The sequence below is a fragment of the Streptomyces sp. NBC_00466 genome (assembly GCF_041433995.1).
GTDB lineage: Bacteria > Actinomycetota > Actinomycetes > Streptomycetales > Streptomycetaceae > Streptomyces.
This window is the reverse complement of sequence record NZ_CP107896.1, coordinates 3,756,069-3,777,409: the sequence shown is the minus strand read 5'-3', so window position 1 is coordinate 3,777,409 and position 21,341 is coordinate 3,756,069. Positions and strand designations below refer to the sequence as shown.

The window sequence follows — 21,341 nt, the reverse complement described above, 5'->3', positions numbered from 1 at the left end:
CTCCCGCTCCGATGGAGCGCCACCTGAACCAGAGGCACCACGGACCATGGACACTCCCAGCACGCCGAACACTCCCGACACCCCCGGCGCCCCGGGCACCCCGGCCACTCCGGTGGACAAGAACCGCGCCACCGCCGCCGCGATCCTGCCGCTCGTGGGCGGCGCCCGGAACGTCACCTCCTCCGTCCACTGCATGACCCGCCTGCGGCTGGGCCTCGCCGACCGCTCGCTCGTGCAGGAGGAGGCCCTGAAGGCGCTGCCCGCCGTCATGGGTGTGGTCGAGGACGACACGTACCAGATCGTGCTGGGCCCCGGCACGGTCGCCCGCGTCACGCCGGAGTTCGAGGCGCTGGTGGCGGAGGGCCGGGCGGCGGCGCCCGAAGCGGAACCGGCCGGGGCGGGCGCCCCCTCCGGCGGGGCCGCCGGCGCCGGGGAGCTGGCCGCCCAGGGCGCGGCCATCAAGGCGGCGCGGAAGGCGAAGAACGCGACGCCGTTCAAGCTCTTCCTGCGCAAGATCGCGAACATCTTCGTACCGCTGATCCCCGCCCTCATCGGCTGCGGCATCATCGCCGGCATCAACGGCCTGCTGGTCAACGCGGGCTGGCTGCCGGGCGTCACCCCGGCGCTCGCCGCCATCGCGTCCGGCTTCATGGCGCTCATCGCGGTCTTCGTCGGCTACAACACGGCGAAGGAATTCGGCGGGACGCCCATCCTGGGCGGCGCGGTCGCGGCGATCATCGTCTTCCCGGGCGTGACGAACGTGACCGCCTTCGGCGAGAAGCTCTCCCCCGGCCAGGGCGGTGTCCTCGGCGCACTGGGCGCGGCGGTACTGGCGGTGTACGTCGAGAAGTGGTGCAGGCACTGGATGCCGCAGTCCCTGGACGTACTCCTCACCCCGACCATCACGGTGCTGGCCTCGGGCCTGGTCACGCTCTTCGGCCTGATGTACGTGGCGGGTCAGGTGTCCACCGCCATCGGCACCTTCGCGACCTGGCTGCTGGCGCACGGCGGCGCGGGCGCGGGCTTCGTCCTCGGCGGACTGTTCCTCCCGCTGGTGATGCTGGGGCTGCACCAGGCGCTGATCCCGATCCACACGACGCTGATCCAGCAGCAGGGCTTCACCGTGCTGCTCCCCATCCTGGCCATGGCGGGCGCGGGCCAGGTCGGTGCGGCCATCGCGGTCTATCTGCGCCTCCCGAAGAACCCGTCGATCCGCAAGACGATCAAGTCGGCGCTCCCGGCGGGCTTCCTGGGCGTGGGCGAACCACTGATCTACGGTGTCTCGCTCCCGCTGGGCCGCCCGTTCATCACGGCATGCATCGGCGGCGCGTTCGGCGGCGGCTTCGTCGGCCTCTTCAACCAGCTGGGCACCACGGTCGGCTCCACAGCGATCGGCCCCTCGGGCTGGGCGCTGTTCCCGCTGCTCAAGGGCGACCACACGCTGACCACGTCGATCGCGATCTACGCGGGCGGCCTGCTGGCGGGCTATGTCACGGGCTTCGTGGCGACGTACTTCTTCGGCTTCAGCAGGGCGATGCTGGCGGAGTTCAACGTAGAGGCGGCGGAAGCAGCGGGCGGTCCGACGACGGCCCCGGCCGCCTCACCGACGGACGCCGGCCCGACCGCTCCTGAACCCGAGAACGCACCGAGCACGGCCTGATCCGATTCCGAACGGGCCGGGCCGGGCCGGGACAGCGCGGGACGGGCCGGGGTGGCGCGGAGACGGGGGACGGACGGCGCCTCAGTCGGCTGACCGGCCCGGCCACCTGGTGAAGCGCCGCAGCCCCCTTCGGGTGGGCGCGAGCGGCTTGTCCTCGGGGGCGACCGGCCCCTGAGCCGGTCCCTGAGCAGATCCCTGCGCCGGTCCCTGACCCGCGGTCAGGGCTGCCGCCGGACCAGTGGCCGGCCCCGTCACGTACTGGCTGCCCCGTTCGAGCCGGCTCCGGACGGCCTGGGCCATGGTGTGGTGGGACGCTTCCTGCAACAGGCCCTCCTGGGCCAACCGCTCCCACATGTGCAGCAGCTCCTGCCCCCGGGTCCCCACCTGCCCCTCGCCCGACATCCGCTGCCAGGCCGCGGTGGCACGGGCCACCTCGGGCGCGGCCCGCTTCAGGTCGGTGCGGCAGCGGATGCGCGCCACGGTCAGCGCGAGGACGGTGGAGGTCGTGTAGTCGCCGCGCAGATAGGCGAGGTACGCCTCGATCGCCCTTGCCTCCATGGACAGTTCGTCCTCCGCGCCCCTGCGCAGCGTCAGATGCTCCCGCAGTGCGCTGGCGAGGACGAACCCGGCGTGCAACTCCTCGCGCCGCGCGTGCTGGATGATCCGCTCGACACGGGCAAGCGGCGGAAACGCCGCCTCCTCCGCGGCGGTCCGCTCGGGTCCGGGCGGCAGGTCCTCCTTCTCGGCGATGGTCCGGCTGGAGCCGTCGGGGTACACCCGAAGCCGCGCCACCTGCTGCACGCTGCGGTCGATGACGGTCGCCGCCACCGGGGCCCCCAGGGTGCGGGCGAACATGGTGATGGCGTCGAGGATCGCCTCGTTGGGCGGCCGCATACCGCCCATCTCCAGCAGATGCCCGTTGACCACCGTCGACCCGTCCTCGGCCACGTACGCGTCGAGACGGATCAGCGGCTGTGCGCTGAGCGCGGGCAGGTTCCCCTCATCACGGGGTGTCAGTGACTGGGACATCTGCTCAGACTCCGGGTCGGACGACGCCGAGGATGGGCATGGAGGCGGCCGGCGCGGTCGTGATCGTGCGTCCGGGCCGTGGCGCGTGGACGACCTGTCCGCCGCCGATGTACATGCCCACGTGCGTGGCGTTGTAGTAGATGATCAGGTCTCCGGGCCGCGCGGATGCCAGGCTGACCCGGGTCAGTCCCTGCCACTGCGCCTGCGAGGTACGGGGGATGGGGTGCCCGGCAGCCGCCCACGCAGCGGAGGTGAGCCCCGAGCAGTCGTACGACGAGGGGCCGACGGCGCCCCAGATATACGGCTTGCCGATCTGGGCCATGGCGAAGCCGACGGCCTTCCCGGCCGCGCCGCTCACCTTCGTCCTGCTGCCGCCTCGGCCCGAAGAACCCCCGCTGCCCGTCCACTTGGACTTGGACTCGTCCTCGTGCTGCTTCTCCAACTGGGCCAGCTTGCGGGTGTCCTTCTCCTCGAGACCCGATTCGATCCGCTCGGCCTCGGCGATCTTCTGCTCGATCTTCTTCTTCGCCCCGGCCTTGTCCGCGCGGGTGCGCTTCAGCTCGCGCAACTCCTTCGCGGCCGCGTCGGTCCGCCCGTCGAGCTCCGTGCGGGCGGTCTTCTGGGTGGCGGTGGCGTTGGCGATGCCCTGCATGGCCTGGCGGGTCTGGGATGCCTCGTTCAGCGCCTGGTCGGCATGGTCACCGAGCAGCAACTGGATGCCCGTGGAGGCGAGGAAGCCCCCGCGGTACTGCGTCCTGGCCGCCGCACCCACGAGGTCGTTCAGGTCGTTCACCCGGCCCTCGGCGCGGGCGAGTTCCGTTTGCAGCGACGCCAGCCGCTTCGTCTGCTTTGTCGCCTTCTCGTTGGCGGCGTCGTACGCCTCGGTGGCCACCTCGGCCTGGCGGTAGAGGCCGTCCAGTTCGGTACGGATCCGCTCGATCGACGAGTCGTTCCCCGGCCCGGGGTCGTTCGGAGCCGCGTAACTCGGCCCGGGTATCAGGGCGATCGCGCAGACGAGGGCTGCTACGGTGGCTCTGCCTCGCAGCTGTCCGCCGCCGGTCGACACATTCATCGGCGCCACTTTCAGAGGTCACGTGCGGGAGCTCGGACGGACGACCTGCACTCGCGGTCGCCACCACGGGGCATAGGGGGATCTTCAACCTATGAACACACTACCCTCACTCGAACGGCCGATCCCAGCATCCCCGCGTACCGCAACGCCCCCCATAGGCAACTCGGCCATTTCCCGCAGCATTCCCTGACGGAGCCTCGGCGCCGGGCAGTCGAGCCCCGCAGCAGCCGCCGGCGCTACTGCGGGGCTCCCCCGTATCACGGCAACCGCCCCGCCCGGTTCATCTCCGCAACCCGGGCCCGCAGCACCTCCCCCGGGAGCGCCGGGTCCACCGCGTCCGGCGGACAGTCCCACTCGCGTCCGCCGCCGGGCGGGCGCAGTTGTACGTTGCCGCCCTCCCGCGCCATGACCTGCCCGACCCGCCCGCTACGGGAGTCGATGACGTACTCGACCGCCCCGCTCATGACCGCGCCTGCTGGAGTACGGCGGCCAGCCGCAGCGCCGTGTCCAGGTTGCAACGCCCCAACTCCACCAGCGGCAACGGCTCGGCGTTCGCACACGACACCGGATCCACCCGCAGCGACGGCAGGCTGACCCCGACCTCCTTGAACCCCGCCCGCAGGTCCTCCACGGCCTGCTCGGCCGCCCTGATCCGTTCTTGTTGCGTCAGCGTCATGACCACTGCCTCTCACACTGAGTGTTCTGATTTCCTCACTCAGCGTGTCCGGTCCGGACTAGCCTGAACAGTACCCAGGGCCCAACAAGCCGACCCGTGGAACCGGGAGTTGCCCATGCCAGGACCCAAGAACCTCGACCCGTCCTCCTCCCCACGCGCCCTCCTCGGCGCCGAACTCCGCTACGCCCGCGAGAGAGCGGGCCTCAGCCAGGAGGAACTGGCCCAGCCACTCTTCGTCAGCGGCTCGTTCATCGGCCAGCTGGAGGCGGGCACCCGCCGGATGCACCTGGAGTACGCCCGGCAGATCGACGAGATCCTGGGTACGGGGGGTTTCTTCGAGCGGAACTGCGCGGCTGCGGCCAAGTCCAAGTACCCGGACCACTTCGCTGCGGCGGCCGAGGCGGAAGCGGACGCGACGACGATCAAGGAGTACGCGCCGCAGCTGATTCCGGGGCTGTTGCAGACGGAGGGGTACGCGCGGGCGGTGTTCTGGGCGTACCAGCCGACAGCCACGGAGGACGTGGTCGATGCCCTGGTCGCGGCACGACTGGAACGGGCGCACCTGCTGACCGACCCAACAACGCCACTGTTGTGGGTCGTACTTGACGAAGCGGTGCTGCGACGGAAGGTGGGCGGCGCTGCGGTGGCGGCCAAGACGCTGCGGCATGTGGCAGCGCTGGTACGGAAACACCGGGTCATCGTGCAGGTACTGCCGTTCTCGGCTGGTGGACATGCCGGGCTGAACGGCTCACTTAAGTTGATGAGCTTCGAACAGGCGCCGACACTGGCCTATCTGCAAGGCCCTGGAAGCGGACAACTGGTGGACGATCCAGCCACGGTCGCCCGACACGAACTGACTTACGATCTGATCGGGGCCAGTGCACTGTCACCACAAGAATCCCTGGCCCTGATCGAATCAGTGGCGGAGGATTACGAGCATGAAGCACACCTCTAGGTATGACCTGTCCGGGGCCACCTGGCAGAAGTCCAGCTACAGCGGCGGCGACGGCGGCGACTGCCTCGAAGTAGCCGACGCCTTCCCCGGCATCGTCCCCGTCCGGGACTCCAAGAACCCCGGCGGCCCGGCGCTCGTGTTCCGGGCGCCCGCCTGGATCCAGTTCGTAGCTGACCTCAAGCACGCCTGAGTCCACCACTCCCCGAAGGAGACACCACATGGCCGCAGAACCGTTCTCGGTGGGCATCGGCGTGCGCGGGTACGAGACCGACTCGCAGGGTCACCTCAACCAGAGCGTCTACCTCCAGTACGCGGAGCACGCCCGGTGGTCGCTGCTGCGGCACGGCGGCATCCAGCAGAGCGACCTGCTCGACAAGGGCGTCGGGCCCGTAACACTGGAGACGACCATCCGCTACCGGCGTGAACTCCGCGCCGGCGACGACGTGGAGGTCACCTGCGCCTTCGTGTTCGGCGAGCGGAAGACGTTCCGGATCGAGCAGGTCATCCGCAAGGCGGACGGAACCGTGGCGGCGGAAGTGACGGCCGTGGCGGGGCTGATGGACCTCACGGCACGCAAGCTCGTGGAGAGCCCGCGCGAGTACTTCCTGTCCCTCGCCTCGGACCCCGCCGCATTCGGCCTCTGACCCAGCCGACTGTTCATGATGAGGCCGCCTTTTGGGCAGCGGCACACTGCACGCTGATGACGTGATGGGGGCCGAGAATGCGGACCGCGTCGGCATAGGCTCTGTCAGCCAGGATGGATGCCTCCTCGACATTGCCTCGTAGTGCCAGACAGTGGGCCAAGAACCCAATCGCTGCAATGGTCCACGGGTGTTCTGCTCCCAGGTGCGCGGTACGAATGGCGACCGCTCTCCTGAGTTCGGCGATCGCTGCCTCCTGATCACCGTGTTCCCACGCAGCGAGTGCAAGAGTGCGCCGAGCTGCAGCTGTCTGAGGGTGGTCGGGTCCGAAGTGGGCAATGTGAGCGTCAAGACCTTCTTGTGCTCGCTCCCGCACCAGGCCCCACCCGAGTCCCTGGGCTTCGACATCCGCAACTGCACCCACCGCTGGGGCCGTAATGCTTGCCCGCCACACGCTTCCCGGAGTCCGAGCTACCTGGGCATGCCACATTGCCGACGCGATGACCAAGAGGGCACGCACAGCGATCTCGTCACTGCGCTCACCGTGAAGGCTCGGCAGCAGTTCCGCCAACCGTTGAGCGAGGCGGAGTGACACCCCGTAGTTTCCCATCAGGAACTGGTTGTCTACCTGCAGAAACAACGCCTCCGCCGTCTCAGCGTGCGTCGGCCCCAGGACCCGGTGCCTGATCTCGCCAGCCCTTTGGAGAAGTCGAATGGCTTCCGCGTTCCGCTGGCCTTTTCCGTAACACAACGACAATTGAACGCAAGCATCGGCTTGAAGAAGCGGCGCTTCCTCCGACCACGCCATCGCAGCGTCCAGCGCCTTCTTGAGAACGGTCTCCCCTCCAGCGAAGTCCCCACTCATGTGAATGGTCTTCCCCAGCGCAATTCCGTCAGCGATGGCCACGGCGCCCCCGACTGCCCCCTCCCTCGAAACGGCCTTGACCAATTCCGAGGCGAAAGGAAGAGAGTCCGCCCATTGCCCCGCCGCATCGTAAATGTCTCGCACCCGGCGTGCCGCGTCCAGCACATGGTCGGCGGTGGCGCTGTTCTCCAGGAGCGCCAACAAGTGCGGTTCCACCAGACGCACCGTATTCGCGTCTCCGCCGAGTACGGCCCGGTTCACCAACGCGGCAGCCGCTCCGTACAGCTCCGCTCGCTGCGCTTCGGGAACGCCCGCCGCAATTGTCTCCAGCAAGAGTCCATGCGCGGTGACGCACCGTACTCGTCGCCCACCTGCACCGCCCGGTACCTCGAAGAGGTCTACCAGCGACGCCGACAACAGGCCATGCAGCCCTGCTTCGATGCGTTCAGCGGCAAGCCCAGGTACGCCCACCGCTTGCATCGCCGACGGAGCGAGCAGCGACACAGGTACTGGAGCATGTCCCCAGCACGCCAACAGGCGTAATACGGCTGTTGCTTCGGGCAGGCCGCGATGTTCCAGGGCGTCCAGGGAGAGCTGCCAGGTGCGGCTGAGCCGCTCGCGAGCCCCGCTCTCCAGGCTCGCGCCCCGGTCCAGCAGGGTCGCGGGATCCTCGCCCAGTCGTTCCAGGTATTCCTCGACTGTCCAGCTTTCGAGCAGCTGTTGGGAGAGGAAACCGCCGGCCAGGGTGAGCGCCAGCGGGTGAAACCCCAGCCGCGCAGCCAACCGCATCGTCGCTTCGGGCTGGTGGTCCCCGGGTGCCAGATCATGCAGTAGCTGCGCACCCTCCACAGCCGGCAGGACGTCGACCCGGTGTATCCGTGCCCCCGCACCGGTCCAGGCGGGATCGGCGGACTGGCGGGACGTCACCAATACCGTCCCCCGCGGAGAGCTGCGCAGCCATCCGTCCCGCAGAGGCTGCGGGTCATCCGCGTTGTCCAGCACCAGCAGCCACGGCTCCGGGGACGCATCGAGCCGCTGCCACACCAGATCGGCCGCGGCCCGGCGGCCCTCCTGGGCGGCCCGCACTTCCTCCGGGGACGCTCCCCTGTCCGCCGCCACAGCCAGCATGCCGGCGCGAAGCTGCAACTCGGTCGAAGCATCCACCCACAACGCGACCCGGGACGGGGCCGACTGGTCGAACAGCCACCGTGCCACCGCGGTCTTCCCGCAGCCCCCGAACCCGTGCAACACATGCACCCCGCCACCGGCGTCGAGTCCGGCCAGGAGTTCCCCGCGCAGCTCTTCCCTGTCGCGCAACGCCGCACGCAGCGGCGCCGTCAGCGCCACCCGCACCGAGGCGGGGCCGGTGGGTGAGGCTGCCGGGTCCGGTGCGCCATGGTGATGGGTTTCGGTGATCTGGATATCCCGCTCGGACTGGAAGATCCGCCCCTGCCCGTAGGCTGCGGCACGCGGCGAAGGGTCCTCGCTCATGCGGCGCCGCCCTCCGTCCCGTCGATCCGCATATCGCGGCCCGCCTGGTACACGCGGGCTCGACCAGAGGCGGTGGCGTGTTGAGTAACGGCGGGCGCCACAGCATCATCCGGGGCCAGCTCGGCAACCAGCGCCCTCAGCTCTTCGACGAGCTCTGGATGGGCGGCGACCAGGCGCCGGATGCGCCCCTGCCACTCCGCCCTGACTTCAGCTTCGACCTCCCGGTCGCCCACAGCCTGAGCGCTGAGCAACTCAGCCCGTGTCACGTTGAGTTCATCGGCGATGTGCGGCGCTCTGTCGGGACGGGCACGCTGCCACAGCGATACGAGGCCGTCCCTGATGCTGGGCCAGGTATCGGTGGTCAGCAGGGTGACCAGTGTTGTTCCCGCGGTGCCTGCTAACGCAGCGATCTCCGGATCCATGATCGTCCCCCTCCGTAACACATCGTGGGCAGAGCATCACCCTAGGCCAATCACCCCGGACGGGACACTGGCCGACCAGCCGTCCTATGAGGTCGGCAGGTCCGAGTGGTACGGCCGAGTGGTACGGCCGGTTGCCGGGCCGCGACGTCGGCTCGTAGCGCGCCCGAACGAGGGGTTACCCCTCCGAGTCCGCGAGGAAGACGTCGCTCATGGAGGCGAACTTGCTGCCTTCGATGTGCTGCCCCTTCTTCTTGCTCATCGGGGAGAAGGCGCTGGTCTCGCCGGTCTGCATGTACGACTTGAGGTAGGCGGACTGGCCCTTCGACTTGGCGGCCGCCAGGTCGAGCAGGGGCTGGTAGTCGGCCTGCGTGACGGCGTTCATGATGGCGAAACGGTTGGCCTGACCAGCCGCCGCGTGGAGGCCCGCCATGGCGCCCTTCGCCTTCTCCTGGCCGTCCGCGTCGAGCGGGAACCGGGCGGGCACCGTCAGCTTCACCACGGGGCCGGAACCACCGGACTGGGAGAGTTCCTTGCCCGAGCCGACGTTGAAGTTGACCGAGATCACCGTGTAGCCCGCTTCTCCGGCCGCCGAGAGGAAGCCGGGGGAATGCTGGTTCTCGTTGGTGATTCCGCCGACGCCGCCATGAGTGGGGTTGCCCCAGGCGGCCGCCGGGTTGCCCGTTCCGACACCGATGAAGAGCAGTAGCTCCTTCTCCGGGTCCTTGGCCCGCGCCTCCTCCATGATCTTCTGGACCTCGTGGGCTGCCTCGGTGAGCAGCCGGACGTCGTCCTCGTCGAGCGAGCCGCCGAAGCCGGTCGACTCACCCTTGGGTGTGTTCCGCATCTCCGCCCTCTGCACCGGCGGCGCGGCCTCCGTGGGCCGCTGCCCGCCCGTCCTGGCAGCGGTCACCGCGCGAGCCACAGCCGCGTTCCCCGCTGTGCGCTGCAGATTCAGCAGGGGGGCCGCGGGCCCGCCGGTTCTGGCCGACGGGCGGACGGCCGACGGGCGGTCACGGGCGTGGTCAGTGGCGTACGAGGGGTGTGCGTCACGGCGGTGCACGGTAATTCCTTCCACAGGGACGGTGTTGAGGCCATCCTCCTCCGTTCCGGGCGTCTGGGAAGGGGTTCCGGGGTTGCTGCGAGGGCAGGTTGGTGGTGCCCTCCAGACAAACCCGGCTGTGCTCCACGGTTGCTCGTACACCCTGCCGGTGCCTGTTCGGCGGGGTGCCCCGGAGCCCTCTGATCCAGCTGCCCCGACACTGCCGGCGTCATCAAACGGTCGCGTACGGCCCCTCTGCCGCCTTGGTGTGCTGCATCTGTGTCAGCAACCCGAGTCGGCCAGGCAGTGCCGCTACCGGGCCTCCGCCGCCGCCCGCAGCACACCGTCGAGCACCTCCGGGCACGCCCGCAGCGCGTCCCGCCGCAGCGAGACGAAGCAACGGGTGCCCTCCAGCCGGTGCCGGGTCAGCCCGGCCTCGCGCAAGGTCCGCATGTGATGGCTCACGGTCGAGGAGCCGACGCCCAGACCGTCGAAGTCCTCCCGCGGATGCTCACCCCGGTCGGCCAGCACCGCGAGGATCCGCAACCGCACCGGGTCCCCCAGCGCCGACAGCGCCTGGGCGAGCGTGACGTCCTGCGGATCGGGATGGTGCAGCTGACGGGGCATGGTCTTGAGTCTAGAACGCCCCGGTCCCTATAGTCGATGTTCGACGAACATCAACCAATGTCGATCGGAGACCGCCATGGACTTCCTGGTGCGCATTGACGCCACCCGCGTCTACGAACTCCCCGCGGACGACCACAACGACCTGGTCGAGCGCGAGCGCGACCGGGGCCGCGAACTGATGGCCGACGGCGTACTGCGCCGGCTGTGGACCCTGCCCGGCAAGCGCGCCAACATCGGCCTGTGGTCGGCCCCCGACGCGGACACCCTGGTGGAGGCCCTCAACAGCCTCCCGATCCGCCCCTATGTGGACATCGATGTCACCGCGCTCGCCACCCACCCCTTGAGCGCCGAGCAGGCGCCAAGGACCACACCAGTTACGGGACAACCTTGAGCTTGAGTTTCGACCTCGGAGCGACTTACCCACCTCACTCCGCAGCGTCCGCCGCCGGGTCCACTCGGACTGGGTGGGTGACAAATGGTTCTGACACAGCAGGAATCCATATGACTGCCCGGCAGGGGTTTCATCACCTCCTCCTCAGGGACCCGAGTCATGCGCAGCCTTCGGGCATGTTCCGCTGGAGCGAGGAGCCGATCGGTGGCCAAAACTCAATCTAGTGCTCCCCGATGAGCCCCGCGACAAGATCGCGGACGTATGCCTCGTCCGTACCGGGGATCGAGAAGACCACCCGGAAGTAGAGCGGCGCGACGATCCGGTCCAGAACTTGCTCCAGGGGCGGGGGCGCGTCGCCGCGCTCCCGTGCCGTGTCGAGGACGGGGCGGAAGCGCTCGGCGACCCTGCGCAGGCACTCGCGCAGTCCGTCGTGCCGCTCGTCGACGTCGGGCGCGACCTCGGCGCGGAAGAACGCGATACCACCGGGCCGGGAGAGCTCCGTCAGTGTCCAGACTGCCTGGTTCCCCAGGTCGGTGCGCAGATCACCGACGAGCGGGGGTGCGCCGGTCTCACCGTGGTGCTCGGCGACGTCGGCCAGGAGCGCCGCGAGCGTGCCCCAGCGCCGGTAGAGGGTGCTGGGGTTGACCCCCGCACGCTGGGCCACCGCGGGGAGAGTCACCTGGTCGACGCCGCGCTCACCCACCAGCGCGACCGCGGCGCTGTGCACGGCGGTACGGACGCGGCTACTGCGGCCTCCGGGCCGCCTCGTCGGTGCGTTAGCGTTCACCAGGTCACTCTAAAGCAAAGATTTGCGCCTTAGTGGTCGGGGTGCCTAGAGTCGCGCTAAAGCGGAGATCACCGCTTTAGTGTCTTCCGAAGGGATCACTATGTCCGCCGACGAATCCGCCCTCGCCCTCGGGCGCGCCTTCCACCAGGCCCTCACCTCGGGCGACTGGAACGGCATCCGGGCCCTTCTGCACGACGACGCCACCTGGACCCTGCCCGGCGACAACACGATCTCCGGCACCGCCGACGGCGGCGACGCCGTGGTGGAGCGCGCTCAGCGGATCGCCGCGTACGGCCTGAACTTCGAGTTGCTGCACCTCCTGGTCAGCAGGGAGAACATGGCGCTCTCCCTGCACAACACCGCGCGCCGGGAGGACGCCGTGCTGGACGAATACCTGGCCACGGTCTGCCGGCTCCGTGACGGAAAGATCGCGAGTATCGAGACCTATCTCTCCGACGTGCCCGGGATGAACGCCTTCTTCGTCTGACGGCCCCTGGTGAAGACCTTGCGAGGGGCGCGTACGGCGTGTCCGGGACGCAGACGAAGGCCCCCGCCCGTCCGCCGTGGGGGGTGGGGACTGAGCAGGGGCCTTCCAGCGCCCCACGCGGATCATGTTCACGCGCGGTGCACGTTCGGTGGGTTCAGTGGCTCAGCGGGCTCAGTGGGCGAAGCCCCAGTCGAGCATCTTGGTGGCGTCGTCGAACCGGGCCTTGTCGGTGTCGTCCTTGAGAATCGCGCCGACCAGCGTGCGGTTGTCCCGCTTGGCCGCGAAGACGAAGCAGTAGCCGTCCTCCGGACCACTGCCGGTCTTGACACCCAGGGCACCGTCGTAGCTGCCCAGCAGCTCATTGGTGGTGTTCCAGGTGTAGTACCGGGTGTGGCCGTTGGCCGCCGGGGCCTCCGTCTTGAACTGCTTGTCCTTCACGATGTCGGCGAACACCGGCTGCAGCATGGCACGCTGACCCAGCTTCGCCAGGTCGCGGGCGGTGCTGTGGTTGTTGCCGTTCGAGACGCCGTCGAAGGTGTCGAAGTGCGTGCCCTTCAGACCCATCTCCTGGGCCATGGCGTTCATCTGGTTCACGAAGTCGGCGATCCGTGCGTCCTGGGTGGCCCCCGTGCCGAGGTTGTCCGCCAGGGCCATCGCGGCATCGTCACCGGACGGGATCAGCATGGCATGCATCAGCTGACGGACGGTCAGCGTGTCGCCGGTCTGGAGATCGGCGGTGCTGCCGCCGACCTTCTGGACGTAGTCCCGGTACTCCTGCTTCACCTGGATCTGCCGGTCCAGCCACTCCGGATGCCGGAGGATCACCAGCGACGTCATGATCTTGGTGGTGCTGGCCATCGGCACACTCTCGTCAGCCTTCGACCCCGCCCACATCTCCCGCTCCTGGCTGCCATCACGGGCATCCAGCAAGAAGGCGTGATCAGCGGTGATCTGCGGACCGGCCTGAGTCTTGGCGCCCTGCGCGTGCTGGTTCTGGCCGACCGGAGTGGTGACCTCACTGCCCTGCACGCCACTGTCGTCGGCGGAGTGCGTGGCACCGGGGGTGGCCGCCTCGGCGAGACCGCCGGCGGCGAGCGGCAGCGCGGCTCCGACCAAAGCGACCATCGCGATCCGGACTCCGGTGCGGTGTATCCGGTTGGGGCGGGCGTGCGAACCCATGAGCGTCCCTTCTGCCGGCGTAGCTACGCCGGTACGTAGTGAAACCTCGGTTATACCGAACCTACTTATGTGATGAGAGGGACCGCCGATCTGCCCACGCGCGCGTGTGGAGATCTTGCGCAGGTGACCGGTGGGGCCTGTGGGGTTCTCGCACGCGGCCCCCCGCCATTCAGTCGCCCCGGGGCTCAAGCCCCGCGCTCCGAGCGCTCTTAACAGTGATCGGGTGGAGGGCCTGATATCCCACCCAACCCCCCTCCCCGCGCGGCCCGTTGACTTTTCGTGACCGACTTGCGACGGACGGTGGCGAGGCTCTAGCGTGCTCACAGAACGTGAACGGCCCCGGTCGGTGCGCCAACACCGGCTCCGGGGCCTGACCAGCTAGATCGAAGAACTCAGGAGTTCGATCCATGGCTGACAGCCACCTTAATCCTGCCCTGCACCCGCCGCACGGGGCCCCTCACCCGATGGCCAATCCGGGCTACGGAAAGCGCTCCGCGCCCGGTCAACGCCCGCACACAGCGGCTGATTTCGCGCTACTGGCGCCCCGCGAAGCGGCCATCGCCGCGTACATCGACCGGCTGCCGGACGGCGCCGACATCTCGGTGAAGACGCTGGCCAAGGTCCTTCCGTACGGACAGTGCGCCCTGCGCACCGCCCTCAACGCCCTTCAGCGCGCCGGGCATCTGCGCCGGGGCAGCGAGCACCTGATCGGGTCGGACAGCGCCCGCTGGGTGACGCGTACGTGGTTCTCCCGTACCGCCCGCGACGACGCCTGGTGGGCCGCGTTCACCACCGGAGGCGTACCGGATGACTCACCTCCGCCCCAACGGCCCACCCGCTCACGGGCGTTCGTCCTGCTGGCCGCCCTCGGCCGTACCGCGCCCTCGCTGAGCCTGTCGGCGGCGGACTGTGCCGCGCTGGAGCCCCTTGCCGCCGTGTGGTTCGACCGTGGCGCAACCGAACCGGAGATGCTGCACGCCCTGACCGCCGGGCTGCCCACCCCCGTACACCGCGCGTCGTCACTCGTCCGCAGGCGGCTCACCGACAAGCTCCCGCCCGAGCGCGCGCCACTTCCCGCACCACGCGTCCCGCGCCCGGCTCTGCGGATCCTGGAGTGCGGCAAGTGCGGCGCCCCGGGGCGCCCGGAAGCCCTGCCCGGCGGCGAGTGCGCGGAGTGCCGGGGCAGACCCGTACGCCGCCCCGCCCCGCTCACCCCGGCCCAGGTCCACACCCGCGCGGCACAGGCCCGCGCGGCGGCAGCCACTCGACAACCCGAAAGGGCCCGCGCATGACCGTTCAGCTCACTCGGCCGCGGAACAGGGCACGATGAAGAGGAGGAGGCGACGCCATGACCCCCAGCACCGCTGACCACGCCCAGGACCACCCCCAGATGTCCGTCGAGGACTTCGAGGAACTCGCGCGCCACGCGCCCGAGACGGTGGCACTGGAATTCATCAACGGAAAGCTTGAGGTCAAGCCCGTGCCGGACCAACTGCATGGCGCCATTGTCATGTGGCTGCTGAGGCAGTGCATGCAACAGCGCCCTGAGCTGGCCCTGTATCCGGAGCAGGGCCTCAAGGTGGAGGGCTATCGCAGGGGCCGCGCCCGCGCGGACGGCGCCCTGGCCCCGCTCGACCACTACGTGGGCCAGAGCGGCGAGTGGGCGCACACCGATGGCACGCTCATGGCCGTGGAAGTCACCTCCTACGACACCGACACCGACCTCCGCGACCGCGTGGAGAAGCGCGACGGCTACGCGGCCTCAGGCATCCCGGTCTATCTGCTCGTCGACCGTGACGCGGAGAAACTCGTCGTCTACAGCGAGCCGGAGCGGGGCGAGTACCTGACCCGCACATCCCACGCCTACGGCACCACAGTCACGCTTCCCGCGCCCGTCTCGATCACTCTGGAGACCGGGAAACTCAAGGACTACGCCCGCTGAAGCACCCGCAAACGCCCGAGGGCGGTACCCCTCCGAGAAGGGGTACCGCCCTCGGTCCGTACTGCTGCTTGCCGTACTGCTTGCCGTACAGCTCGCGTGCTACTGCTGGAGCAGCCGATCCTCGAAAAGAACGAAGAGGATCAGAAGTCCATGTCACCGCCGGGCATGCCGCCCGGGGCGCCGCCGGGGGCGGCCTTCTCCGGCTTGTCGGCGATGACGGCCTCGGTGGTGAGGAACAGCGCGGCGATCGACGCGGCGTTCTGCAGCGCGGAGCGCGTGACCTTCGCCGGGTCGATGATGCCCTCGGCGATCATGTCGACGTACTCGCCGGTCGCAGCGTTCAGGCCGTGGCCGACCGTCAGGTTGCGGACCTTCTCGACGACGACTCCGCCTTCGAGACCACCGTTGACGGCGATCTGCTTCAGCGGGGCCTCAAGGGCGAGCTTCACGGCGTTGGCGCCGGTCGACTCGTCGCCTTCGAGCTCAAGCTTCTCGAACACCGCGGAAGCCTGGAGCAGGGCCACGCCACCACCGGCGACGATGCCCTCCTCGACGGCCGCCTTCGCGTTGCGAACGGCGTCCTCGATGCGGTGCTTGCGCTCCTTGAGCTCGACCTCGGTCGCGGCACCGGCCTTGATGACGGCCACGCCGCCGGCCAGCTTCGCGAGGCGCTCCTGGAGCTTCTCGCGGTCGTAGTCCGAGTCGGAGTTCTCGATCTCGGCGCGGATCTGGTTGACGCGACCCTGGACCTGGTCGCTGTCACCGGCACCGTCGACGATCGTGGTCTCGTCCTTGGTGATGACGACCTTGCGGGCGCGGCCGAGCAGGTCGAGACCGGCGCTCTCCAGCTTGAGGCCGACCTCCTCGGAGATGACCGTGCCACCGGTGAGGATGGCGATGTCGCCGAGCATGGCCTTGCGGCGGTCGCCGAAGCCCGGAGCCTTGACGGCGACGGACTTGAAGGTGCCGCGGATCTTGTTGACGACCAGGGTCGACAGCGCCTCGCCCTCGACGTCCTCCGCGATGATCAGCAGCGCCTTGCCGGACTGCATGACCTTCTCGAGCAGCGGAAGGAGGTCCTTCACGTTGCCGATCTTGGAGTTGACGATCAGGATGTACGGGTCGTCGAGCGACGCCTCCATACGCTCCATGTCGGTGGCGAAGTACGCCGAGATGTAGCCCTTGTCGAAGCGCATGCCCTCGGTGAGCTCAAGCTCAAGACCGAAGGTCTGCGACTCCTCGACGGTGATGACGCCTTCCTTGCCGACCTTGTCCATCGCCTCGGCGATGAGCTCGCCGATCTGGGTGTCGGCGGCGGAGATGGAGGCGGTCGAAGCGATCTGCTCCTTCGTCTCCACGTCCTTGGCCTGCTCCAGCAGAGCGGCGGAGACGGCCTCGACGGCCTTCTCGATGCCACGCTTCAGGGCCATCGGGTTGGCACCGGCGGCGACGTTGCGGAGGCCCTCACGAACCAGCGCCTGCGCCAGGACGGTCGCGGTGGTCGTACCGTCACCGGCGACGTCGTCCGTCTTCTTGGCGACCTCCTTGACCAGCTCGGCGCCGATCTTCTCGTACGGGTCCTCGAGCTCGATCTCCTTGGCGATGGAAACACCATCGTTGGTGATCGTGGGGGCGCCCCACTTCTTCTCAAGGACGACGTTGCGGCCCTTGGGGCCGAGGGTGACCTTGACGGCGTCGGCGAGCTGGTTCATCCCGCGCTCGAGACCGCGCCGTGCCTCCTCGTCGAACGCGATGATCTTGGCCATGTGAAGTGGTCCTCCCGGACAGGGGGTGGAAAGCGTCAGACCTGGCGGTGCCCGCGACGGACGGCCTGCTTGCCCGGTGGTTCCTTGCCCCACCCGGCCCGCGGGCCTCACCAACCCGGTCCTTCTGTCACTCTCACTGGGAGAGTGCTAACGCCAATGATTAGCACTCGGCCCCTGTGAGTGCAAGGTGCCCCCGCGAAGCGGGGTCGTTGAGGGGTGGTGGTCGGGCGACGAGAGGGCGCAAGCGCCTTCGGTGGATACCAGCCCCACGCGCGGGCGGTCTCGGAGGCCCCCGGACGCACGAGAGGCCCGCGCCCCGGTGTGGGGTGCGGGCCTCTCGGCGTGAGTGGGTCGGTGGCCGATCGCGCCGAGATCAGACGGCGAGCTTGACCATGTCCGCCTGCGGACCCTTCTGGCCCTGCGAGATCTCGAACTCGACTCGCTGACCTTCTTCAAGGGTGCGGTAGCCGTCCATCTGAATCGCGCTGTAGTGGACGAAAACATCCGCACCACCGTCGACCGCGATGAAGCCGTACCCCTTCTCCGCGTTGAACCACTTGACGGTGCCCTGAGCCATGCCTAACTCCCCTATTACTGGCCCTTGCACAGAGCCCGCACTTCGCGGGATCCGGGTCAGACCTTGCGCCGGAACGCGTCGACCGCGGCTGAATGTATCTGCCCAACTGCCCTCTGCAACAGGTCAATCGGACGAGAATTCTGAGCGCGGCTGAACGCCCCATTGGGCGGATTTCCGGGGATCCCCGGGCAAGTCGGGCCGGGCAAAGGGCACTTACGACGCAAAGAGATCGAACGCATTGCCCACACATTGACGCGTGCTCAGCTGCTCCTGGCACGGGCGATCAAGAAGGATCAAGGGGGCTGCCCCAACTCTACCGTGTTCAATCATGCTGAATTGCCCCCTCCGCTTCGTACGCGGAGAGGGCAACAGGTTCAGCAGACGGCAGGGCGGACAGCAGGGCGACGGGCCCGCCCGGGGCGCGCCGCAGCAGCGCCGCGGCGCCGCAGGGGCTTGCTCAGCCGCCGGCGACGGCCGGGATGATGGAAATGCCCGCGCCGTCCGGCGTCGCCGTCTCCAGGCCCTGCTCGAAGCGCACGTCGTCGTCGTTCACGTAGACGTTCACGAAGCGGCGCAGCTTGCCCTGGTCGTCCAGGACGCGGGCCGCGATGCCGGTGTGGTTCTTCTCCAGGTCGGCGATGACCTCGGAGAGGGTGCCGCCGTCGGCTGCGACCTCGGCCTGGCCGCCCGTGTAGGTGCGGAGGATGGTGGGGATGCGGACCTTGACGCTCATGCGGATTGCCTTCCAGGAGTCCGGGGCGGGACGAGTCGGACGGAGCGGGCGAGTACGGACGGGGCGGGACAGGAGCCCGGGTCAGGCGCCCGTGGCCAGGCCGGCCTCGCGGAACGCGTCCAGGGTCGGACGGATCGTCGCGGTCGGGCCGGACGTCGGGGCGACCGCGTCCAGGGTCTTGAGGCCGTCACCCGTGTTCAGTACGACGGTGGTGAGGGACGGGTCGAGCAGACCGGCCTCGATGAGCTTCTTCGTCACGCCGACGGTCACGCCGCCCGCGGTCTCCGCGAAGATGCCCTCGGTACGGGCCAGCAGCTTGATCGCGTCGACGATCTGCGCGTCGTTGACGTCCTCGACGGCGCCGCCGGTGCGGCGGGCGATGTCCAGGACGTACGGGCCGTCCGCCGGGTTGCCGATGGCGAGCGACTTGGCGATCGTGTCCGGCTTCTGCGGCCGTACGACGTCGTGGCCGGCCTTGAACGCGGTGGAGACCGGCGAGCAGCCCTCGGCCTGCGCGCCGAAGATCTTGTACGGCTTGTCCTCGACCAGACCGAGCTTGATCAGCTCCTGGAGACCCTTGTCGATCTTCGTGAGCTGGGAGCCCGACGCGATCGGGATGACGATCTGGTCGGGCAGCTGCCAGCCGAGCTGCTCGCAGATCTCGTACGCCAGGGTCTTGGAGCCCTCGCCGTAGTACGGGCGGAGGTTGACGTTGACGAAGCCCCAGCCCTCACCGATCGGGTCGCCGATGAGCTCGGAGCAGAAGCGGTTGACGTCGTCGTAGTTGCCCTCGATGCCGACCAGTTCGCCGCCGTAGACCGCGGCCATCACGACCTTGCCCTGCTCCAGGTCGTGCGGGATGAACACGCAGGAGCGGAAGCCGGCGCGGGCGGCGGCGGCGCCGACGGCACCGGCCAGGTTGCCCGTCGATGAGCAGGAGAGCGTGGTGAAGCCGAAGGCGCGGGCGGCCTCGACGGCGATCGCGACGACACGGTCCTTGAAGGAGTGCGTCGGGTTGCCGGAGTCGTCCTTGATGTGCAGAGCGCCGGTGACACCCAGCTCGCGGGCGAGGTTGTCGGCCTTGACCAGCTTGGTGAAGCCCGGGTTCATATTGGGCTGGTCGGCCACACCGGCGGGGACGGGCAGCAGCGGGGCGTAGCGCCAGATGTTGTCCGGGCCGGCCTCGATGCGCTTCTTCAGCTCGTCGGGGGAGCCGCTCGGCAGGTCGTACGCCACTTCGAGCGGCCCGAAACAGGACGCGCAGGCGAAGAGGGGGCCGAGCGGGAAACGCTCTCCGCACTCGCGGCACGAGAGGGCGGCGGCGGGGCCGAGATCGACAGGCCCGGTGGAGTCGTTGGTGCTGGTGACGGTCTGCACAGCCATGGTGGCGAGGTCCTCTCCTCATCTTCCTCGCGACGTACTTCGCCGCAAGACGGAATTGGCACCTTCCCCACCATGACCTCGCGGTCGGCAGGAGGGTTGCCGGGACTTCTACGGGCCGTTCCCTCAGTCCCTCTGGATGAGCGCTTATGACGCGAGCCTTGAGGCCCGGCGTGTTTGTCCGCACTGCTGACCCCGGCATCCCGTGGCCATTTGCGTTGTTCAAGACTGTAACCGAAGGCAGTGACAGTTGAGATAGTCGTCCGATCCGCGAGATGGCTCACAGTCAAGGAGACGCGCCGTGCTGGAAGAGGTGGACCGCTGGCTGGCCAGGCGTTCCTGGTCGGCGGCCGACCGTCCGCTGGACCGGCTGATCGCGGCCAAACGCGGCACGCGGGTGAGTGTCGTCCTGCCCGCGCTCAACGAGGAGGCGACGGTCGGGGCGATCGTCGCGACCATCAGGCGGGAGCTGATGGACGGCCTGCCGGCACCGCTCGTGGACGAGCTGGTGGTCATCGACTCCGGCTCCACCGACCGTACGGCCGCTGTCGCCGCCGCCGCCGGGGCTCGCGTGGTGCACCGGGACGAGATCCTGCCGCGGATTCCGGCCGTGCCCGGCAAGGGCGAGGTGCTGTGGCGTTCGCTCCTGGTGACCGGCGGCGACATCGTCTGCTTCGTGGATGCCGACCTGCGCGAGTTCTCGGCGGACTTCGTCTCGGGGATCGTCGGGCCGCTGCTGACCGAGCCCGATGTGCAGTTCGTGAAGGCCATGTACGACCGGCCGCTCGGCGAGACCGCCGGTCAGGGCGGGCGGGTGACCGAGCTGGTGGCGCGGCCACTGCTGAACCTGCACTGGCCGCAGCTGGCCGGTTTCGTCCAGCCGCTGGGCGGCGAGTACGCGGCACGGCGCTCGCTGCTCGAACAGCTGCCCTTCCCGGTCGGTTACGGGGTGGAGCTGGGCCTGCTGGTCGACGCACTCCACACGGTGGGGCTCGACGCGCTGGCGCAGGTCGACGTGGGCTCGCGCAAACACCGTCACCAGGACGGGCTCGCGCTGGGCCGGATGGCGGCGGCGATCTACCGCACGGCGCAGCTGCGGCTGTCGCGGGGGCAGCTGGTGCGGCCGGCGCTGACGCAGTTCGAGCGGGGCGCGGAGGGGTCGGGCTTCGTACCGCGGACGTACGCGGTGGACACCGAGGAGCGGCCGCCGATGCGGAGCGTCGGGGAGTACACGGCCCGCCGGGCGGCCTGACGGGCGGCGGGCCGTGTCCGACGGCTGTCGGCTGTCGGCTGTCGGCTGTCGGCTGTCGGCTGTCCATGGAAAGGTTTTAGCCATAGTCGACACGAGAATCCGCAGCCCTCGCCAGGCCGCGATATCCGTGTAGCCACCGCACTCTCAGCGGGAATGAGCACCGCAACACCGTAAACAAACAACGGATTTCGTTGCGGTGACGCTTTAGCGAACCCTTGACGGGAATCGTCGTCGCGAGTTGTATTCGGACACCGGAGCGGCGTGGACGTCGTCGCGGTCCGCCCCGCATGTGCGGCTCTCTTCAGCGAATCCCCAGCGAATTCCCGAAGGTGCCTGCCCCTCATGCCGCCAGCCTCATGACGCCAGCACC

The 21,341-nt window shown here is 68.9% G+C and carries 23 protein-coding genes and 1 riboswitch; of the genes, 9 read left to right on the top strand and 14 right to left on the bottom strand.

All coding sequences use genetic code 11. The annotated features are described in order from the left end of the window. Window positions 1-46: 46 nt before the first annotated feature. A complete protein-coding gene (locus tag OG210_RS16870; protein WP_328328160.1) occupies window positions 47-1,660 on the top strand; it encodes a PTS transporter subunit EIIC in 1,614 nt (537 codons plus the stop codon). Window positions 1,661-1,741: 81 nt separating this feature from the next. On the opposite strand, the gene OG210_RS16865 is transcribed toward OG210_RS16870, so the two are convergent. From OG210_RS16865 to OG210_RS16850, 4 genes are all read right to left on the bottom strand, one after another. Next, window positions 1,742-2,689: a hypothetical protein gene (locus tag OG210_RS16865; protein ID WP_328328163.1), complete on the bottom strand. Its 948-nt coding sequence runs from the start codon at window positions 2,687-2,689 to the stop codon at window positions 1,742-1,744. Between the two features lie 4 nt (window positions 2,690-2,693). Beyond that, window positions 2,694-3,761, bottom strand: coding sequence for an NlpC/P60 family protein (locus OG210_RS16860; protein WP_371537395.1), 1,068 nt, complete (start codon window positions 3,759-3,761; stop codon window positions 2,694-2,696). 257 nt (window positions 3,762-4,018) lie between these two features. Further along, the gene (locus OG210_RS16855) at window positions 4,019-4,225 is read right to left on the bottom strand and encodes a hypothetical protein (protein ID WP_328328168.1); all 207 of its coding nucleotides are present in this window, start codon (window positions 4,223-4,225) and stop codon (window positions 4,019-4,021) included. Further along, complete coding sequence (locus OG210_RS16850; RefSeq protein ID WP_328328170.1) at window positions 4,222-4,437, bottom strand: hypothetical protein; 216 nt, start codon at window positions 4,435-4,437, stop codon at window positions 4,222-4,224. The genes OG210_RS16855 and OG210_RS16850 overlap by 4 nt, the downstream gene beginning before the upstream one ends. A gap of 115 nt (window positions 4,438-4,552) precedes the next feature. On the opposite strand from OG210_RS16850, the gene OG210_RS16845 reads away from it, so the two are divergent. The 3 genes from OG210_RS16845 to OG210_RS16835 are packed head-to-tail and all read left to right on the top strand — an operon-like array spanning window position 4,553 to window position 6,036. Beyond that, window positions 4,553-5,392, top strand: coding sequence for a Scr1 family TA system antitoxin-like transcriptional regulator (locus OG210_RS16845; protein WP_371537390.1), 840 nt, complete (start codon window positions 4,553-4,555; stop codon window positions 5,390-5,392). Then, window positions 5,376-5,582 (top strand): DUF397 domain-containing protein, encoded by a 207-nt coding sequence (locus OG210_RS16840; protein ID WP_371537387.1) that lies wholly within the window; start codon window positions 5,376-5,378, stop codon window positions 5,580-5,582. Before OG210_RS16845 ends, OG210_RS16840 begins: the two co-directional genes overlap by 17 nt. Before the next feature lie 28 nt (window positions 5,583-5,610). Then, window positions 5,611-6,036, top strand: coding sequence for an acyl-CoA thioesterase (locus OG210_RS16835; protein ID WP_371537384.1), 426 nt, complete (start codon window positions 5,611-5,613; stop codon window positions 6,034-6,036). A gap of 13 nt (window positions 6,037-6,049) precedes the next feature. On the opposite strand, the gene OG210_RS16830 is transcribed toward OG210_RS16835, so the two are convergent. From OG210_RS16830 to OG210_RS16815, 4 genes are all read right to left on the bottom strand, one after another. After that, entirely contained in the window at window positions 6,050-8,389 is a 2,340-nt protein-coding gene (locus tag OG210_RS16830; RefSeq protein WP_371537381.1) for a tetratricopeptide repeat protein, read from the bottom strand. Continuing rightward, complete coding sequence (locus OG210_RS16825; protein WP_328328180.1) at window positions 8,386-8,811, bottom strand: hypothetical protein; 426 nt, start codon at window positions 8,809-8,811, stop codon at window positions 8,386-8,388. Before OG210_RS16825 ends, OG210_RS16830 begins: the two co-directional genes overlap by 4 nt. 175 nt (window positions 8,812-8,986) lie before the next feature. Further along, window positions 8,987-9,871, bottom strand: a complete 885-nt coding sequence (locus OG210_RS16820; protein ID WP_371537378.1) for a hypothetical protein — start codon at window positions 9,869-9,871, stop codon at window positions 8,987-8,989. A 291-nt stretch (window positions 9,872-10,162) separates the two neighbouring features. Continuing rightward, window positions 10,163-10,477 (bottom strand): metalloregulator ArsR/SmtB family transcription factor, encoded by a 315-nt coding sequence (locus tag OG210_RS16815; protein ID WP_328328184.1) that lies wholly within the window; start codon window positions 10,475-10,477, stop codon window positions 10,163-10,165. Window positions 10,478-10,553: 76 nt separating this feature from the next. Here OG210_RS16815 and OG210_RS16810 point away from each other — a divergent pair, with 76 nt between their 5' ends. After that, complete coding sequence (locus tag OG210_RS16810) at window positions 10,554-10,868, top strand: muconolactone Delta-isomerase family protein (protein ID WP_328328186.1); 315 nt, start codon at window positions 10,554-10,556, stop codon at window positions 10,866-10,868. 220 nt (window positions 10,869-11,088) lie between these two features. Here the strand turns inward: OG210_RS16810 and OG210_RS16805 are convergent, their stop codons facing one another. Beyond that, entirely contained in the window at window positions 11,089-11,655 is a 567-nt protein-coding gene (locus OG210_RS16805; protein WP_371537375.1) for a TetR/AcrR family transcriptional regulator, read from the bottom strand. 100 nt (window positions 11,656-11,755) lie between these two features. Here OG210_RS16805 and OG210_RS16800 point away from each other — a divergent pair, with 100 nt between their 5' ends. Further along, complete coding sequence (locus OG210_RS16800) at window positions 11,756-12,142, top strand: nuclear transport factor 2 family protein (protein WP_328328190.1); 387 nt, start codon at window positions 11,756-11,758, stop codon at window positions 12,140-12,142. A 171-nt stretch (window positions 12,143-12,313) separates the two neighbouring features. On the opposite strand, the gene OG210_RS16795 is transcribed toward OG210_RS16800, so the two are convergent. Beyond that, complete coding sequence (locus OG210_RS16795) at window positions 12,314-13,321, bottom strand: serine hydrolase (protein ID WP_328328192.1); 1,008 nt, start codon at window positions 13,319-13,321, stop codon at window positions 12,314-12,316. A 407-nt stretch (window positions 13,322-13,728) separates the two neighbouring features. Here OG210_RS16795 and OG210_RS16790 point away from each other — a divergent pair, with 407 nt between their 5' ends. Both OG210_RS16790 and OG210_RS16785 read left to right on the top strand, forming a co-directional pair. Then, entirely contained in the window at window positions 13,729-14,613 is an 885-nt protein-coding gene (locus tag OG210_RS16790; RefSeq protein ID WP_371537371.1) for a hypothetical protein, read from the top strand. A 56-nt stretch (window positions 14,614-14,669) separates the two neighbouring features. After that, window positions 14,670-15,263 carry a Uma2 family endonuclease gene (locus tag OG210_RS16785; protein WP_328328196.1) on the top strand — a complete coding sequence of 198 codons (594 nt, stop codon included), beginning with the start codon at window positions 14,670-14,672 and terminating at the stop codon, window positions 15,261-15,263. A gap of 140 nt (window positions 15,264-15,403) precedes the next feature. Here OG210_RS16785 and groL read toward each other — a convergent pair whose 3' ends face one another. From groL to thrC, 4 genes are all read right to left on the bottom strand, one after another. Further along, window positions 15,404-17,029, bottom strand: a complete 1,626-nt coding sequence (gene groL / locus OG210_RS16780) for a chaperonin GroEL (RefSeq protein ID WP_164262624.1) — start codon at window positions 17,027-17,029, stop codon at window positions 15,404-15,406. Window positions 17,030-17,402: 373 nt separating this feature from the next. Continuing rightward, a complete protein-coding gene (locus tag OG210_RS16775) occupies window positions 17,403-17,606 on the bottom strand; it encodes a cold-shock protein (RefSeq protein WP_005315736.1) in 204 nt (67 codons plus the stop codon). Between the two features lie 457 nt (window positions 17,607-18,063). Further along, a complete protein-coding gene (locus OG210_RS16770) occupies window positions 18,064-18,339 on the bottom strand; it encodes a MoaD/ThiS family protein (RefSeq protein ID WP_164262622.1) in 276 nt (91 codons plus the stop codon). Between the two features lie 81 nt (window positions 18,340-18,420). Further along, window positions 18,421-19,722, bottom strand: coding sequence for a threonine synthase (thrC, locus tag OG210_RS16765; RefSeq protein ID WP_328328202.1), 1,302 nt, complete (start codon window positions 19,720-19,722; stop codon window positions 18,421-18,423). 15 nt (window positions 19,723-19,737) lie between these two features. Further along, window positions 19,738-19,865: riboswitch (SAM riboswitch) on the bottom strand. Window positions 19,866-20,020: 155 nt separating this feature from the next. Between thrC and OG210_RS16760 the strand changes: the two genes are divergently transcribed. After that, window positions 20,021-20,971, top strand: a complete 951-nt coding sequence (locus tag OG210_RS16760) for a glucosyl-3-phosphoglycerate synthase (protein ID WP_328328204.1) — start codon at window positions 20,021-20,023, stop codon at window positions 20,969-20,971. Window positions 20,972-21,341: the final 370 nt, after the last annotated feature.

What these genes read in the sequence shown, in the direction of transcription:
- OG210_RS16815 (WP_328328184.1), bottom strand. Translation starts at nt 10,477, where the DNA reads ATGCCCCGTCAGCTGCACCATCCCGATCCGCAGGACGTCACGCTCGCC.
- OG210_RS16795 (WP_328328192.1), bottom strand. Translation starts at nt 13,321, where the DNA reads ATGGGTTCGCACGCCCGCCCCAACCGGATACACCGCACCGGAGTCCGG.
- OG210_RS16835 (WP_371537384.1), top strand. Translation starts at nt 5,611, where the DNA reads ATGGCCGCAGAACCGTTCTCGGTGGGCATCGGCGTGCGCGGGTACGAG.
- OG210_RS16855 (WP_328328168.1), bottom strand. Translation starts at nt 4,225, where the DNA reads ATGAGCGGGGCGGTCGAGTACGTCATCGACTCCCGTAGCGGGCGGGTC.
- OG210_RS16860 (WP_371537395.1), bottom strand. Translation starts at nt 3,761, where the DNA reads ATGAATGTGTCGACCGGCGGCGGACAGCTGCGAGGCAGAGCCACCGTA.
- OG210_RS16830 (WP_371537381.1), bottom strand. Translation starts at nt 8,389, where the DNA reads ATGAGCGAGGACCCTTCGCCGCGTGCCGCAGCCTACGGGCAGGGGCGG.
- thrC (WP_328328202.1), bottom strand. Translation starts at nt 19,722, where the DNA reads ATGGCTGTGCAGACCGTCACCAGCACCAACGACTCCACCGGGCCTGTC.
- OG210_RS16850 (WP_328328170.1), bottom strand. Translation starts at nt 4,437, where the DNA reads ATGACGCTGACGCAACAAGAACGGATCAGGGCGGCCGAGCAGGCCGTG.
- OG210_RS16790 (WP_371537371.1), top strand. Translation starts at nt 13,729, where the DNA reads ATGGCTGACAGCCACCTTAATCCTGCCCTGCACCCGCCGCACGGGGCC.
- OG210_RS16825 (WP_328328180.1), bottom strand. Translation starts at nt 8,811, where the DNA reads ATGGATCCGGAGATCGCTGCGTTAGCAGGCACCGCGGGAACAACACTG.
- OG210_RS16845 (WP_371537390.1), top strand. Translation starts at nt 4,553, where the DNA reads ATGCCAGGACCCAAGAACCTCGACCCGTCCTCCTCCCCACGCGCCCTC.
- OG210_RS16870 (WP_328328160.1), top strand. Translation starts at nt 47, where the DNA reads ATGGACACTCCCAGCACGCCGAACACTCCCGACACCCCCGGCGCCCCG.
- OG210_RS16840 (WP_371537387.1), top strand. Translation starts at nt 5,376, where the DNA reads ATGAAGCACACCTCTAGGTATGACCTGTCCGGGGCCACCTGGCAGAAG.
- OG210_RS16770 (WP_164262622.1), bottom strand. Translation starts at nt 18,339, where the DNA reads ATGAGCGTCAAGGTCCGCATCCCCACCATCCTCCGCACCTACACGGGC.
- OG210_RS16865 (WP_328328163.1), bottom strand. Translation starts at nt 2,689, where the DNA reads ATGTCCCAGTCACTGACACCCCGTGATGAGGGGAACCTGCCCGCGCTC.
- groL (WP_164262624.1), bottom strand. Translation starts at nt 17,029, where the DNA reads ATGGCCAAGATCATCGCGTTCGACGAGGAGGCACGGCGCGGTCTCGAG.
- OG210_RS16810 (WP_328328186.1), top strand. Translation starts at nt 10,554, where the DNA reads ATGGACTTCCTGGTGCGCATTGACGCCACCCGCGTCTACGAACTCCCC.
- OG210_RS16800 (WP_328328190.1), top strand. Translation starts at nt 11,756, where the DNA reads ATGTCCGCCGACGAATCCGCCCTCGCCCTCGGGCGCGCCTTCCACCAG.
- OG210_RS16785 (WP_328328196.1), top strand. Translation starts at nt 14,670, where the DNA reads ATGACCCCCAGCACCGCTGACCACGCCCAGGACCACCCCCAGATGTCC.
- OG210_RS16775 (WP_005315736.1), bottom strand. Translation starts at nt 17,606, where the DNA reads ATGGCTCAGGGCACCGTCAAGTGGTTCAACGCGGAGAAGGGGTACGGC.